We start from the raw sequence: 15,114 nt of genomic DNA on the forward strand, positions 1-15,114 counted from the left end.
GAAACTAGCAGAGATTACGGAGTGACGGTCAAGGACGGGCAGCGCGGATCGAGCCGGATCCTGGCCAGGTCGCGGCCCACGAGCCCCCAGGCCCGCCAGGAGCCGGGCTCGAAGTGCAGCTGCGGGTTGGTGTACCACTCGTCGCCGAGCCCGGTGGCCAGCAGCTTGGCCTCGGCGCCCAGCTCGTACGCGTTCCCGCCGCCGAAGAACGTGGACGCGAACACCCTGCCCCGGTGCACGGTCAGCTCGCCGTACCCGGAGAGCTTGCCCTGCCGCACCACTGCCTTGGTCGCCAGGTCCATGGCGATCCAGGTGCCCGAGTCGCGCTTGTAGACGCCGTACAACAGTCCGTCGTGCACCTTGATGTCCTGGAACGTGCGGTGCCCGGGGATCGGGTCCACCTGCCAGAGCACCTTGCGGGCGCGCAGGTCGAAGGCGGCCACGGACGCGGACGTCTTCACCGGCGGGGTGCCGCCCCCGCCGAGCACGTCGCCGCCCAGGTAGACGACGCCGCCCCGGGGATCGACCGACAGGCTCATGAGGCTCTGGTCGGGGATGACTCCCTCGTAGACGTCGATGCGGCCGGTCCGGGGGTCGATCACGGACAGCGCGCCGTTCAGCTTGGCGCCGAGCGGGGCGCTGGCGACCACGAGCTTGTCGGTGGCGGGGTCGTACTCGATGTCCCAGGGGCGCTGCTGGCCGTGGCCCAGGTAGCCGACGCTGCGCACGCGGTCCGTACGCAGGTCGACGGAGACGATCTGCCCGCTCGGGTAGATGGCGGCGTAGATCTTGTTGCCCTTCCGCACGAGGTCCTTCGGCTCGCCGGGCATCCGGAACCTGCGCTTCTCGCCCGTGCGCAGGTCGCGAACCTCCATGGAGAAGTGGCCGCCGATGTAGACGGCGCGGTTGGGCACGACGAGCATGCTCTGCGGCCGCTCCGGGCCGCTGGGCAGGCCGGCGTCGATGAGGTCGACGAACTCGGACTTGCCGGTGCGCAGGTCCAGCCACCACATGCCGCCGCTGCCCGAGAAGCCGAGCAGGGTGTTGTCGTCGAGCTGCTGCAGCCGTCTGGTCTCGTCGCCAGGGGACGGCGGTTCGGCGACCTTGGTGAACGCGGTCTCGCCCACGCGGTAGCGGTGGACGGCGCCATCGGGCCGGGAAGTGGCGTAAACGGTGTCATCTGCGGCCACGGTCAGCATGTCGATCGTGCCGCCGGTCAGGGTCGCCCGGCGCTCGTCCGTGCCGTCCGAGCGGATGTCGATCAGCGTGTCGCCGGCGGCGGCCAGCACCCGGTCGCCGTGCACGGCGACGGCGCCGATCCCGGTCGGGGCGGCGGCCAGCTCCTTCACCGTGCCGTCCGCCCGGGTGATCCGGACGAGCCGGCCCTTGTCGAGCAGCCCCGCGTACACGTAGGTGGCGTCGGCGGCGACCGCGCGCACGTACCGCTCGCCCTGGACCAGCACGCCGAAGTCGCGCACCGCGCCCGTGCCGGGCACGTACTCGCGGACCCGGCCGTCCGGGTAGGTGCCCACGTAGAGGGTGCCGTCGGGTGCGGCGGCGAGGCTCCAGACGAAGCCGCCGTTCTTCCCGAACGACGCCAGCCGCTCCACGGCGCCCGTGGCCGGGTCGAAGCTGTAGAGGTCGGGCACCGGGTAGGTGCCGACGTAGATCTTGCCGCCGGACACGGCCGTGGCCCAGGCGCCCTCGGGCTCACCGGCGGCCGGGCCGTCGGGCAGGGTGACGCTCCTGACGACCTTGCGGGTGGCGAGGTCGATGTCGGCCAGCACGGGGGGCTTCAGGCCACGGGTCACCACGTAGGCGTGCCCGTCGAGCACGGCGGCGCCCACGATGGCGCCGGTGACCGACGCCGGGCCGAATCGCTCCACGGCCGGGGTGTCACAGGCCGTCGCCGCCCGCGCGACCGGGCCGGTGAGGAGCGCGGGTAAGAGCGCCGACAGAATTACCAGGAGGGATCGGAGCATGGGCGCACCTCGCGTTCATTGCTGAGCAATTATGGGCCAGACCGTAACTTTATAAGCACAGTTCGTCAATGGCATGATGTGCGGCATGGCGATTGAGGATGGGTCCGGTATTCCGTTCGACGCATGGCGCCTGGTCGGCGGGCTGGAGGTGGCGCTGGACGTGGACGTGCTGTTCGGGGCGTACCCGGACCGCGACGGCCCGCCCGGCGCCCCGGACCAGGTGCTGCGATTGCTGGGAGAGCACCGGATCAGGGCCGCGGCGGTGGCGAGCCTGCGGGCCGGGCTGTTCGACGTGCGCTCGGGCAACGACGAGCTGATCGCGCGGGCGGCCCCGGAGGTCGTCCCTGTCGGGGCCGTGGACCTGCGCGACCCGATCGGCGCCGCGCGCGAGCTGGAGCGGCTGGCCGCCGGAGGCGTCCGGGCCGTCCGGCTGTTCCCCGACGAGCAGGGCGTCGAGGCGGGCTTCCCGTCCGTCAGGCACGTCGCGCGCCGGGCGGCGCGGCTCGGCCTGGTGATGCTCACCGGCGGTGACGTGCGCAGGTTCTGGCAGCCCTTCGCGGGGCTCGGGGCCACCGTGGTCTTCCTCGACACGCACTTCTACCACCTGGGCGACTTCCTGGTGGCCGCCGCGGACGAGCCCGGCTTCCACACCTCCACCCGCCTGCTCAACTCCCCCGACGCGCTGGAGCTCGCCGCCGCCGAACTCGGCGCCGACCGCCTCCTGTACGGCTCGCGCGCCCCCCACTACGAGCCGCTCGTGCCCCTCCTGCGCCTGGCCACCAGCGGGCTGAAGCCGGAGGAGATCGCCGCCGTGGCGGGCGGCAACGCGGAACGGCTCCTGAGGAGGCCACAGTCATGATCATCGACGTGCACGCCCACTGGGGCCCGTGGTTCTTCACCATGGACGTGGCCGAGGCCAACCTCGCCACCATGGACCGCTACGGCATCGACCGCGCGATCGTCTCCGCCACCGAGGCCGTCATCTACGACGCCGCCGCCGGCAACCGAGCCCTCGCCGCCTACCTGGAGACGCAGGACCGCCTGCTCGGCTACGTCACGGTCAACCCGCGCCGGCTGCGCGAGGCGGAGGCGGACCTGGCGGCGTACCTGCCGGGCGGCCGGTTCGTCGGCGCCAAGATCCACACCGACTACACGGGCTCGCCGGTCGGCTCCGCGCAGCTCCGCGAGGCGCTCACGCTGGTGGCCGCGACCGGGCGGCCCGCGCTCGTGCACACCTGGGGCACGTCCGTACTGGCCCTGGCGGAGGTCTGCGCGGACATCCCGGACCTGCGGGTGATCGCCGGGCACATGGGAGCCGACGGGTTCCGGTACGCCGTCGAGGCCGCGAACGCCTGCGACCGCCTCTACCTGGAGCCCTGCTGGTCGCACTTCCCCGCCGGCCGCATCGCGGAGGTGGTGGCGGCCGTGGATCCGGCGCAGCTGCTGTTCGGCACCGACGCGACGCTGATCGACCCGTCGTCGGCGTTCGGGGCGGTCGCGGCGGCGGGGCTCACCCGTGGGACCGCCGAGCGGATCGCCTGGCGCAACGCCGCGGCGCTCTTCGCTCTGGACATTACGGCCTAGCCCGTTATAGCGTGCGGCCCAAACTTCACCAAGGGAGCCCGCGCATGATCCCCCGCCGTCGTTTCCTCCAGGCGGCCGCCGCGACCACGGCGGCCGCCACGTTCACGACCACGCCGGCCCGCGCCGCGACCCACCAAAAAGCCCAGCCCGAGGGCACCCTCACCGACCTGGGGCCGGCGAGCGTCGCCAGCCCGCTGGGCAACGGCGAGTTCGTCGGCGGCGTGCTCTACGCCGGCTCGCGCGGCCTGTCCCCCAACGTGGTCGGCGCGTTCGACCTCGGCCAGGATTCGGTCACGACCCATTTCGACATCCCGACCGGCGTGGGCATCTGGGCGATGTGCAAGGTCGGCACCGACGTCTACGTCGGCACCCACGCGAGATCCGACCTGTACAAGATCGACACGATCGCCGGCCAGGTCACCAAGGCCGCCGAATACCCCGACCACTACATCTGGACCATGGCCTCCTCCCCCGACGGCAAGGTCTACCTGGGCACGTCGGAGCCCGGCCGCGTCTGGGAGTACGACCCGGCCACCGGCACCAGCCGCGACCTGGGCCAGCCCGCCCCCGGCGAGGCGTACGTCCGCAGCATCCAGGCCGACGACGCGTACGTGTACGCCGGGATCGGCGCCAACGCCCACCTGATCGCGATCGACCGCAAGACCGGCGAGAAGCGCGAGCTCCTGCCGGCCGCCGTGGCCGACCGCGACTGGGTCTCCAGCATGGGCATGTCGGAGACCCACCTGGCCGGCGGCATGAACTCGCTGGGCGAGCTGCTCGTGCTGGAGAAGGCCGCGCCGCAGAACTACAAGGTCGTCAAGGCCACCGCGGCCGGCGAGAAGTACATCGTCGCGGTCCTGATCCACGACGGGTACGTCTACTTCGCCGGCCGCCCCTCCGGCACGTTCTACCGCTACCACCTGGCCACGGAGAAGCTGGAGGTGCTCGGCGTCCCCTACTTCGAGGCCCTGACCCACCGCATCCTGGCTCACGAGGGCCGGATCTACGGCATCCAGGACAGCGCGGTCTTCGTCTACGACCCGGCGACCGGCGCGATCGACTACGTCAACCTCGTCCAGCGCGGCTTCAAGGCGGCACCCGAGGAGCCGATGTCCGTGCACTCCGACGGCCGGCGCGTCTACGTCGGCGGCAAGGGCGGCGCCGACGTCCACGACCTGGCGACCGGCAAGGTGACCCGGCTGGGCATCTCGGGCGAGCCGAAGACGCTGCTCACCGTCGGCGACACCACGTACCTGGGCATCTACACCCAGGCGGCCCTGTACGCGCACCACCGCGGCAAGACCGAGGCCGACCTGATCGCCCGCACCGGCAACCAGCAGGACCGCCCGCGCGACCTCGCCTACGACGCCACGACGGGCCTGATCGTGATGCCCACCCAGCCGGAGCCCGGCCACATGAACGGCGCGCTCTCGCTGTACTCGCCCCGGAGGGGCACGTACGAGACCTACCGGCCGGTGGTCGAGCGCCAGACCGTCTACTCGGTCGTCGCCCGGCACGGCGTCGCCTACCTGGGCACCCTCATCCAGGAGGGCCTCGGCCTGCCGCCGGTCACGACGACCGCCCGCCTGGCCGCGTTCGACCTGCGCACGCGCAAGCTGCTGTGGCAGCTGGAGCCGATCCCCGGGGCCCGCATGATCTCCTCGCTCGCCCTCGGCAGGAACGGCACCCTGTACGGCATGGCGAGCACGGGCGAGGTGTTCGAGTTCGACCTGCGGAGCGGGAAGGTCACCAGGACGATCAAGGTCGGGGCGAAGGGCGGCGAGCTGTTCGTCACCGGCCGGGTGGCGTACTGCACGGACGGCGGGTCGATCTACAAGATCGACCTGGTCGCGTTCACGTCGAAGGCCATCGTGGACGGGCTGGCCGGGCAGTGGTTCGGCGGGGAGCCCAAGCTGGCGCTCGACCCCTCCCGCCGGGCCCTGTACGCGGTGCGCGCCCGCAACCTCGTCCGGGTGGCCATCGCGGGCCGCTAATGAGCCGCCTGGCTCATCGCCACGATCACGGCCCGCTCCTCCGCCGGGAGGGGCGGGCCGTACGGGTCATGGGAATGCGTCTCGGGCACGCGGCCCTCGGCGGCGGCCAGCCAGAGCATGCGCTGCACGTAGCCCTCCATGGGCTCGGTGAACGTGACCTGCGCCAGCCGGTCCAGCCGGCCGGACGCCTCCTCGAACGCGCGCAGGTCCTTGCCCGCGAACGCCTCCAGGACCGCGGCGGTCACCCCGACGCTCGCCGCGGCGATGCCGACCAGGGCCGCCTCGGCGCCCCACAGCAGGGACGGGCCGAACATGCGGTCCTCCCCCGTGATCGCCAGCCGGTCCGCCTCCCTGGCCAGCGCGATGGCGCGCTGGCAGCCCATCGCGTCCGACAGCAGCGCCGTCTTCAGCCCCGCCACGCCGGGATGCGCCAGCAGCTCGCGCAGCGTGCCGGCCGGGCACGGGCGCGTGTAGAGGTCGAAGGCGATCATCGGCAGCCGGGCCGCCCGCCACACCTCCTCGTGCAGCGCCACCCGGTCGCCGTCCGACGGGAAGACGAGCACGCCGTCCGCCCCCAGCTCGGCCGCCACCCGCGCCTGCGCCGCCGGGTCCTCCGCACCCCCGCCCACCCCGACCAGCACCGGAACGCCCAGAGCGACCGCGCGCTCGATGACGCCGGCGCGGACGTCCGGGGCGAGGTACGGGCCGCGGCCCGTGTGGGCGAGCACGGCCAGGCCCGTGGCGCCGTCGGCCACCAGGCCGGCCAGATAGCGGGAGACCAGGTCGAGGTCCACCTCGCCGGATGCGGTCATGGGGGTGGCCGCGGCGGGGATCAGCGCGCCGCGGAGCCGGTCACGAAGGTTTCGTACAGCGATGTCCACCCGCACGACCCTATTTCAGGCCGGTCATCGCGATGCTGTTGACCAGGTACCGCTGCAGCAGGAAGAACACCAGCAGGCACGGCACCACCGACACGGCCGCCGAGGACATGAGCACCGACAGCTGCAGCTCCTCGGTCCGCAGCGTGGTCAGCCCGACGGTCAGCGTACGGGTGGCGTCGCTCTGGCCGACGACCAGCGGCCACAGGAAGTCGTTCCAGTGCCACAGGAACACGAACACGCCCAGCGTCGCCAGGATCGGCCGGGTCAGCGGCACCACGATCGTCCAGTAGACCCGCCACTCGGAGGCCCCGTCGACCTTGGCCGCGTCGAACAGCTCGTCCGGCAGCCCCAGGATGAACTGCCGCATGAGGAAGACGGCCTGCGAGTTCGCCAGCGTCGGCACGATCAGGCCCCAGAACGTGTCCACCCCGTCCAGGCTGTTGACCAGCACGAACGTCGGGATGAGCGTGGCCTGGAACGGCACCATCATGGTGGCGAGGAACGTCCAGAACATGGCCTCGCGGCCGGGGAAGCGCTTCTTGGCGAACGCGTACCCGGCCATGGACGAGGTGAGCAGGATGATCACCACGGAGACCACGGCGTAGATCAGCGAGTTGATCGTCCACGTGACGAACCCCGACGACTCCAGCACCCGCGCGATGTTGTCGAGCGTGAGCGAGTCCGGCCACCGGGCCGGCACGGTCGGCCGGCCCGCCGGCGAGAGCGCCACGATGAACATGGCCACGAACGGGCTCACGGTCAGCACCGACAGCACCGCGAGCAGGGCGGCCAGCGGCCACTTGCCCCGCCACCACCGGCGGCGGGCCGCGCGGGCCGTCCGCACCTCGGTGACGGGCCGGGACGCGGTGATCGTCATGTGTTCCCCCGATCCAGGAAGCGGCGCTGGACCAGCGACACGATCAGCACGATCGCGAACAGCACCATGCCCCACGTGGCGGCGTAGCCGAAGTCGAACGATCGGAAGCCGTGGTCGTAGATGCCGAAGATGAGCGTGTAGGTGGCCCTGGCCGGGCCGCCGCCCGTCATCACGTACACGGTGTCGAACGTCTGGAAGGCGCTGATCGTCTCGATCACCACGACGAAGAAGATCGTGGGCTTGAGCAGCGGCAGCGTGATCCTGCGGAACCGCTGCCACGCGCTCGCCCCGTCCACCGTGGCCGCCTCCAGGTAGGAGGACGGGATCGACTTCAGCCCGGCCAGCAGGATCAGCATCGAGTAGCCGAACCCCTTCCACACCGACACGACGGCCAGTGCGGGCAGGATCACGGCCGACTGCTCCAGGAACGCCACCGGGCCGAGGTCCGCCTTGGCCAGCAGGCCGTTGATCAGCCCGTCGAACTCGTAGATCCAGCGCCAGATGATGCCCGCCAGCACGAAGCTGGTCACGTACGGCAGGAACAGCATGCCGCGGAACAGCCCGCGCATGAAGACCACCTGGTTGAGCAGCAGCGCCGTGCCGAGCGCCACGAGCAGCGTGAGCGGCACGTAGATCGCCACGTACACGAGCGTGACCCGCAGGCTCAACCAGAAGTTCACGTCGTCGAGCAGCCGGGCGTAGTTGTCCGTGCCGATGAACTCCCAGTCGCCGCCGATGTTCCAGTTCGTCAGGCTCATCCCCGCCGCGCCGAGCGACGGGAAGATCCGGAAGATCAGGAACAGCACGAGCACGGGCAGCACGAACAGCAGGCCGGTGACCGGGTCACGCAGGCGTTGACGCACCGGGTGTTTCCTTTCTGGCGGTGTGCGGGGGCTCAGCCGGTGCCGAGCAGCTGGTTGGCCTCCTTGGCGGCCGCGTCGAGCGCGGTCTTGGCGTCCTCCTTGCCGAGCAGCGCCGCCTGGATGTGCGGCGCGAGCACGCCCATGACCTGGCGGGCCTTGGGGTGGGTGTCGCCGGGGAAGGCGTACTGCAGGGACTTGGCGAACTCCTTGGAGGCCGCCGACTGGTCGGGAACGGTCACGTCCGTGCGGGCGGGGAAGAAGCCCGACTCCTTGGCCAGCCCGCCGGACACCTCGGGCGAGGCCAGGTAGGTGGCGAGCTTCTTGGCGGCGTCCTTGTTCTCGGTGTGCTTGGCCAGCACCAGGGCGCCGGGGATGCCGAACGCGACCCGCTTGGTCCCTTCGAGCGGCAGGCCGATGCCGACGTTCTCGGCGCCGATGGCCGCGCCGAGCTGGTCGGCCATGCCGGCGGTGGCCGCGTGGTACATGGCGGTCTTGCCGGCTGCCAGCGGGCCGCCCTCGACGTCGTTGGCCTTGCTCGCGGTGTTCTCCGGCAGGCCGCCCACGGCCTTCAGGTCGAGCAGGAACTGCAGGCTGGCCACGCCCTCCTGGCCGTTGAAGGCGACGCTCTTGCCGTCGGCGGAGAAGACCGTGCCGCCGTTGGCCCACAGGATCGGGTAGAAGCTCTGGTTGAGGCTGACGTCGGGCTTGCCCGGGTAGTCCAGTACGGCGACCTTCTTGGCGGCCAGCTTGGGCGCGGCCTCCTTCAGCTCCGCCAGCGTCTCCGGCACCTTCTCGACGCCCGCGTCGGCGAACAGCTTCTTGTTGTAGATGGGCGCGGTGATCGTCTGGTAGATCGGCACGCCGTACAGCTTGCCGTTGACGGTGAGGGCGGCCAGGGAGTTGGGCAGGTAGGAGGACTTGGCCGGGGCGACGATGTCGTCCACCGCCTCGACCGTGCCCTGCTGGGCGTACTGGGGGATCTGGTCGGGACCGAGCACGACCAGGTCGAAGCCCTTCTTCGACACCAGTGCGGTGGTGACCTTCTCCTGGCGGCCCTCCCAGGGCTGCTGGTCGATCTTGACGTCGATCGTGGGGTTGGCGGTCTCGAAGTCCTTCTCCACCTTGCCCCAGAACGCCTGGGCCTTGGCCTGGTCTCCGATGACGGGATACATCCACAGGGTCACGGTGCTCTTGTCCGAGCCGCTGCTGGATCCGCACCCGGCGGCCGCGAGGCTCAGGGCGGCCGCGAGGCCGACTGCCGCTGCCTTCTTCATCGGCGGCTTCCTTTCAACTAATACCGGTCCTGACCGAAACCTAATGAGCGCGTCTTGACCGGGTCAATCCCTGATACATGAACGTAACTACGGTCGAGCCCGAAATTTCGTGATTTCCTGGGCGATCAGCTCGACGTGCTCGGGGGTGTAGGCCTCGTTCCAGTCGATGACCAGCAGCGTACGGTCCACCATGAGCTCCGCCTGTGGGCAGGGGTTGGGCCGGTAGTCCTCGAGCGGGTAACGGGAGGAGCCGTAGATGGCAGCGTCCCACACGGGCGCCCTGTTCAGCGGCTCGGCGAGGTAGCCGGCCCGCGCCGGGATCCCGGCCGCGGCCAGGTGGGCGGCCAGCTCGGGCGCGTCGCCGTCCGGGCACACGATCGGGAACAACCACCAGGCGTGACCGTCCGGACGCGTCAGGCGTAGCCCTGGGAGGCCTTTCAGCGCGTCCAGGAGCTGTCCGGCGGTGCGGCGGCGGGCCGCGACAACGCCGGGGAGTTTCGCGAGCTGAGCGCGTGCCACGGCGGCCTGGAGCTCGGTCATGCGGTAGTTGATCCCGAAGGCGGCGTGCGACCGGCCGGCCGCGCGGTCCCAGCCCTTGTCCGAGAACAGCCGCATCCGCCTGGCCAGCTCGTCGTCGTCGGTGATCGCCACCCCGCCGTCGCCGCAGGTGATGTGCTTCCACTGCTGCAGGCTGAGGCAGCCGACCTGGCCCGCCGTGCCCGCGAGCCCGCCGCCGGGCAGCTCGGTCAGCCAGGCCTGCGCGCAGTCCTCGATCAGCGTCAGGCCGTGCTCGTCGGCGAGCGCGCGCAGCTCGCCGACCCTGGCCGGCGCGCCGAACAGGTGGACCGCCATGATCGCCCTCGTACGGGGGCCGATGAGCGCGGCCACCGCGTCCGGATCGAGATTGCCGTCGGAGGGATCCACATCGGCGAAGACAGGGACGGCGTTCTGCGCCAAGATGGGGGCCACGGTCCCGAAATCCGTGATCGGGGTCGTGATGATCTCGTCTCCGGGGTCCGGCGCGGCCGCGACGACCGAAAGGTGGAGGGCCGCGGTGCCGGAGCTGCAGGTGATCGCGTGACGGGAGCCGTAGACTCGGGCGATCTCACGCTCCAGCGCCCGCGCCTCGGTCCCCCAGACGGAGTTGAGCATGCCCGAGCGGATCACCCGCTCGGCGGCGGCCACCTCCTCGTCGCCGAGCGTACGGCCGTCCGCCTCTGCCATGGACGGGAACTTCACCGGGCACCTCACAAGATATGATTGCGGTCTTGACCGAAAATAGCGAGAGGGAGGCGTGGGTGGGAATCGTCATCGGGGTCGTCGGCCCGCACGACCTGGTCGACGACGTCGCGGCCGTCTGCGAGGAGCAGCCGGGCGTCAGCACGCTGCGCCTCGACTATGACCACGAGTCTCAGGCGCCCGCGATCGTCGAGGCGCACGCCCCCTCCGTGGAGGGGTGGCTGTTCACCGGCATAGTGCCCTACATGCTCTCGCGTGACGCCGACGCGCTCACCCGCCCGGCGGCGTTCGTCGACTACTCGGGCGCGACGCTGCTCAGCGCCCTCGTACGCCTCCAGCACGAGGGCCAGGACATCACCCGGCTGTCGATCGACACCCTGTCGGCCGCCGACGTCCAGACCACGTTCGCCGAGGCCGGGCTGCCCACCGGCGATCTGCGCACGCTGCCGTACCGGCCGGAGATGACCTCCAAGAAGGCCGTCACCTTCCACCGGAAGGGCCCCGCGCACGCGGTGATCACCTGCCTGAGCTCCGTGCACGAGGCCCTGCGCGACGAGCGCCCCGTGCTGCGCCTGGTGCCCTCCGTCCATTCGGTACGGGTGGCGCTGCGCCAGCTCATGCTGACCGCCGAGGGCCAGGCCCAGGAGGACGCCCAGATCGCGATCGGGCTCGTCGAGGTGGCCAACGAGGAGGGCCTGCTGCGCGAGGCCACGGCGCTCGGCGGCACCCTGGCGGCCTTCCGTGGCGGCACGCACCTGCTGGTGACGACCCGCGGCCCGCTCCACGACGCCACGGGCGGCTTCACCGGGCTGCCCATGCTGGCGCGGCTGGCCGGCCAGAACGACGTCGTACGCGTCGGCTTCGGCCTGGGCCGCAGCGCGGCGGAGGCCGAGAGCCTGGCCCGCCGCGCCCTGGCCAGGGCCCGCCGGATCGGCGAGGTGGCCGCGGTCCTGTCGCTGCGGGCGGACACGGACATCGTCCTGGAGTCGGTCACCCCGGCGCCCACGGGGGCGCAGAACCTGTCGGTCATCGCCCGCCGCGTCGGCCTGTCGGTGCCCACGCTGGAGAAGCTCCTGGAGGCGCGGGCGGCGGCGGGGGACGAGCCGCTGACGACCCGCGAGATCGCCGAACGGCTGGCCGTCCAGCAGCGCACGGCCCGGCGCATGCTTCATCGGCTGGAGCTCGCGGGCCTGGCGGAGCGCACCGGCAACCTCACCAGCGGCACCAGCGGCCGCCCCCTGACCCTCTACCGCCTGACCCTCTGACCCACGCACCCCGGGCGCAGGGGTGGTGGGTGTGGGGGTGGTGGGGAGGAGGGGCATGGGGGTCAGGAGAGCCAGCGGTCGAGTCCGGCCGAGACGAAGTCGTCGTCCCGGAGCCACGGGTACGCGCCCCAGATCCGATCGATCTCCGCGAGCTGCCCCGGCGAAAGCTCCTCCGCCGGGTCCAGGCACCATCGCCCCGCCAAGAGCCCCTGCCGCCGCAGCACCTCGTGGATGCCCGGAATGCACCCGTGGAACCCGTTGGCCGAGTCGAAGATGGCCGCGTTGGCATCCGTCAGGTGCCCGTCCAGCGTGAGCAGCCGCCGTACCACCGCGTCGTCACCGCCCCGGGCGAGCTTGGCCTCCTCCAGCAGTTCCACGGCCCGCCGCACCCACACGGCCCACTGCCCGAGCAGCCCGCCGACGAACTCGACCTCCACCTCGCGCCCGTCCACGACCACCCGGTGCGAGGTGATGAGGTCGGCCAGGATGTGGTCGTCGTTGCCCGTGTAGAGCGCCACCTCCCCGGCCCGCCCCGCCCGTACGACGCCGTGCAGCACGTCCAGCGTGCGATAGCGGTCGAAGGGCGCGACCTTGATGCCGACGACGGACTCCACGGCGGCCAGCCGCGTCCAGAAGTCACGGGACAGGGTGCGCCCGCCCACCGCGGGCTGCAGGTAGAAGCCGATCACCGGCAGCACCTCGCCCACGGCCCTGGCCCGCTCGATGAGCGCGTTCTCGTCGAGCTCCCGGTAGGGGCTCAGCAGCACCATGTGGTAGCCGAGCGACCTGGCCAGCTCCGCCTCGGCCACCGCCTGGGCGGTGGGCCCGGTCGCCCCGGCCACCAGCACCACCTCGCGCTCGACCTCCTTGGCGGTGCGGGCGGCCAGTTCGAGCACGGGCGGCAGCAGGCCGGTGCCGTGGATGGCGAACTGCGTCGTGTGCACGCCCACCGCCAGCCCGCCCGCGCCCGCCTCGACGTAGTAGCGGGTCAGCGCCCGCTGGCGGCGCTCGTCCAGCTTCCTGTCCTCGGTGAGCGCGAGCGGGTGCGCCGGGATCACCAGGCCGCGCCTGAACAGGTCGCGAACGGACGTCTGCGCCTGTGGAGCCGTGCTGAGCACGTGAGGTCCCCCTTGGTCGTTGATATGGCGTGCGAAGTGGCGGAACCGGTCAGAAGCGGCCGTCACGGCGTTCGAACTTGGTGGGTTTGCCGAGCAGCGGCCCGCCGTCGGCCACCCATCGCGCCGTGTGCTCGATGAGCTCGGCGGGCGTGAGCTCGGGGTAGCCGAACAGGCGGTGGCAGCGCCCCGCGTTCGACAGCAGCGCGGTCGGCGCCTCCTCCCCGGTGAACACGGGCTCCTTGCCCAGCGCCGCGCCGAGGTCCAGGGCGATCCGCCGCACGGAGAGCAGCTCGGGCCCGGTCACGTTGAGGACGTACGGCGGCGCGGAGGCCAGGGCCAGCGACCGGAGCGTGACCTCGTTCGCGTAGCCCTGCCAGACCACGTTCACCTGGCCCGTCGACAGGTCGACGGGCTCCCCGGCGAGGATCTTCTGCGCGAGGTCGATGAGCACGCCGTAGCGCAGCTCGACCGCGTAGTTGAGGCGGACGAGCGACAGCGGCGTGCCGTACGTCTCGGAGAAGTGCGTCAGCACCCGCTCGCGCCCCAGGCAGCTCATGGCGTAGTCGCCCACGGGCCCCGTCGGGGAGTCCTCCGTGCTGCCGCCGCCGGTGACGGGGACGAGCGGGTAGACGTTCCCGGTGGACAGGGCGGCGATCCGGCTGTGCCGGAAGCGGTCGGCGACCCTCCCGGGCAGGTACGCGTTGGTGAACCAGGTGGCGTGCTCACGCCCCTGCGTGCCGAACTTGGCGCCGACCAGGAAGACCACGTTCGGCGCGTCGGGCAGGTCGCGCAGCGCCTGCTCGTCGGCCACGTCGGCGGACACCACGGTCGCGCCGTCCTCGGCCAGCGACTCGGCGAGCCCCGGCTCGGAGAAGCGCGAGACCGCGATGATCCGCCGGTCCCCGTTCGTGGCGTTGAGGGCCAGCCGTACCAGGCTCGGCCCCAGCTTGCCGCCGGCGCCCAGGATCAGGATGTCGCCGTCGAGCCCGCTGAGATCGTCCACCAGCCCGGCGCCGGGCCGGGCCAGGCGCTCCTCGAGTTCCGCTGTCGTGCGCACGCGGGTATCTCCTCCGTCTGTTATTTACGGTCCAGACCGTAACTCTCGCAGACTTAGGCTGTCAACGGGTACGCACAACTGGGTCAGGCGACCTCACGGGCTGTGACCAGCACATCGAGGATCGCCCTGGTCTGCTCCCACGGCACCGGGCTGGGCGCGCCGCGCACCATGGAGAGGAACGCGTCGATCGTCCCCTCGTACCCGAGCCCCTTGACGGGGTCGTCGCCGCTCTCGATCACGATCGACTCGGAGCCGTCGCGCCTGTGCACGGTGACGGTGTAGGCCTCACCCTCGGAGACGCCGAGGATCTCCACCGTCCCCGTGACGCCGCTCCCCCACCGCAGCGCCATCACGCCGGTGTCCTCGGAGCGCAGGCCCTGGTAGTGCCGCTTGGCCCCGGCGGCGCCCACCAGCCGCACGTCCGGCCCCAGCAGGGCGACCAGCAGCTCGACGCCGTGGATGCCCATGGTCACCATGGTCCCGCCGCCCTCGCCGGGCGTGTCCTGCCAGGCGTTGTAGCCGTCGGCCCACAACCCCACGTCGTGCCGTACGGTGGCCCGCACGGCCAGCACGTCGCCGGGATCGACCCGGACCCCGGCGAACGCGGGGGCGAACCTCAGCACCGAGCTCGACAGCACCCGGTCGCCGATCGCCAGCCGGTCGAGCGCGTCGAGCTGGACCCGGCTGGCGGCGGCCGGCTTGTTCACGAAACAGGGCGCGCCGGTCTCCAGGACCCGGGCCAGCGCCTCGGGCACCTGCGGGTTGGGCACGGTCAGCACCACGCCGTCGGGCCCGGTGGCCAGCGCCTCGCCGAGGCTGCCGGCCACCTTCGCCGCCGGGTGCCGGTCGGTGAAGCGCCGCAGCCGCTCGGGGTCCTGCTCCCACACCACCAGCTCCGCGTGGCGGGCCAGGGTGTGGGCGTCGGTGTACGGATGACTGGTGGCCAGCCCGGCCAGGACAATGCGCACGACGGTATCTCC

The 15,114-nt window shown here is 71.7% G+C and carries 13 protein-coding genes; 4 read left to right on the plus strand and 9 right to left on the minus strand.

The window, feature by feature from the left end; genetic code table 11:
• Window positions 1–14 precede the first annotated feature (14 nt).
• The gene (locus AB0L65_RS01730) at window positions 15–1,982 is read right to left on the minus strand and encodes a hypothetical protein (RefSeq protein ID WP_364239410.1); all 1,968 of its coding nucleotides are present in this window, start codon (window positions 1,980–1,982) and stop codon (window positions 15–17) included.
• A gap of 85 nt (window positions 1,983–2,067) precedes the next feature.
• On the opposite strand from AB0L65_RS01730, the gene AB0L65_RS01735 reads away from it, so the two are divergent.
• The 3 genes from AB0L65_RS01735 to AB0L65_RS01745 are packed head-to-tail and all read left to right on the plus strand — an operon-like array spanning window position 2,068 to window position 5,560.
• Entirely contained in the window at window positions 2,068–2,841 is a 774-nt protein-coding gene (locus AB0L65_RS01735; protein WP_364239411.1) for an amidohydrolase family protein, read from the plus strand.
• Complete coding sequence (locus AB0L65_RS01740; protein WP_364239413.1) at window positions 2,838–3,566, plus strand: amidohydrolase family protein; 729 nt, start codon at window positions 2,838–2,840, stop codon at window positions 3,564–3,566. The genes AB0L65_RS01735 and AB0L65_RS01740 overlap by 4 nt, the downstream gene beginning before the upstream one ends.
• Before the next feature lie 44 nt (window positions 3,567–3,610).
• Window positions 3,611–5,560, plus strand: coding sequence for a hypothetical protein (locus AB0L65_RS01745; RefSeq protein ID WP_364239414.1), 1,950 nt, complete (start codon window positions 3,611–3,613; stop codon window positions 5,558–5,560).
• On the opposite strand, the gene AB0L65_RS01750 is transcribed toward AB0L65_RS01745, so the two are convergent.
• From AB0L65_RS01750 to AB0L65_RS01770, 5 genes are all read right to left on the minus strand, one after another.
• Window positions 5,557–6,441, minus strand: a complete 885-nt coding sequence (locus AB0L65_RS01750) for a dihydrodipicolinate synthase family protein (protein ID WP_364239415.1) — start codon at window positions 6,439–6,441, stop codon at window positions 5,557–5,559. The two genes, AB0L65_RS01745 and AB0L65_RS01750, sit on opposite strands and share 4 nt — an antisense overlap.
• 10 nt (window positions 6,442–6,451) lie before the next feature.
• Window positions 6,452–7,318: a carbohydrate ABC transporter permease gene (locus AB0L65_RS01755; protein WP_350722559.1), complete on the minus strand. Its 867-nt coding sequence runs from the start codon at window positions 7,316–7,318 to the stop codon at window positions 6,452–6,454.
• On the minus strand, window positions 7,315–8,181 hold the full coding sequence (locus tag AB0L65_RS01760) for a sugar ABC transporter permease (RefSeq protein WP_350722561.1): 867 nt from the start codon (window positions 8,179–8,181) through the stop codon (window positions 7,315–7,317). Before AB0L65_RS01760 ends, AB0L65_RS01755 begins: the two co-directional genes overlap by 4 nt.
• 32 nt (window positions 8,182–8,213) lie before the next feature.
• Window positions 8,214–9,455, minus strand: a complete 1,242-nt coding sequence (locus AB0L65_RS01765; protein WP_364239416.1) for an extracellular solute-binding protein — start codon at window positions 9,453–9,455, stop codon at window positions 8,214–8,216.
• Window positions 9,456–9,542: 87 nt separating this feature from the next.
• Window positions 9,543–10,679 carry a DegT/DnrJ/EryC1/StrS family aminotransferase gene (locus AB0L65_RS01770; RefSeq protein WP_364239417.1) on the minus strand — a complete coding sequence of 379 codons (1,137 nt, stop codon included), beginning with the start codon at window positions 10,677–10,679 and terminating at the stop codon, window positions 9,543–9,545.
• 74 nt (window positions 10,680–10,753) lie between these two features.
• Here AB0L65_RS01770 and AB0L65_RS01775 point away from each other — a divergent pair, with 74 nt between their 5' ends.
• Window positions 10,754–11,959, plus strand: a complete 1,206-nt coding sequence (locus AB0L65_RS01775) for a hypothetical protein (RefSeq protein ID WP_364239418.1) — start codon at window positions 10,754–10,756, stop codon at window positions 11,957–11,959.
• A 62-nt stretch (window positions 11,960–12,021) separates the two neighbouring features.
• Here AB0L65_RS01775 and AB0L65_RS01780 read toward each other — a convergent pair whose 3' ends face one another.
• The 3 genes from AB0L65_RS01780 to AB0L65_RS01790 form a co-directional block, all read right to left on the minus strand.
• Complete coding sequence (locus AB0L65_RS01780; RefSeq protein WP_350722569.1) at window positions 12,022–13,077, minus strand: dihydrodipicolinate synthase family protein; 1,056 nt, start codon at window positions 13,075–13,077, stop codon at window positions 12,022–12,024.
• A 49-nt stretch (window positions 13,078–13,126) separates the two neighbouring features.
• Entirely contained in the window at window positions 13,127–14,134 is a 1,008-nt protein-coding gene (locus AB0L65_RS01785; protein ID WP_364239419.1) for an NAD-dependent epimerase/dehydratase family protein, read from the minus strand.
• Window positions 14,135–14,217: 83 nt separating this feature from the next.
• Entirely contained in the window at window positions 14,218–15,102 is an 885-nt protein-coding gene (locus AB0L65_RS01790) for a Gfo/Idh/MocA family oxidoreductase (protein ID WP_364239421.1), read from the minus strand.
• Between the last annotated feature and the right edge of the window lie 12 nt (window positions 15,103–15,114).

It is taken from the genome of Nonomuraea sp. NPDC052116, assembly GCF_040680035.1.
GTDB classification, from domain to species: domain Bacteria; phylum Actinomycetota; class Actinomycetes; order Streptosporangiales; family Streptosporangiaceae; genus Nonomuraea; species Nonomuraea angiospora_A.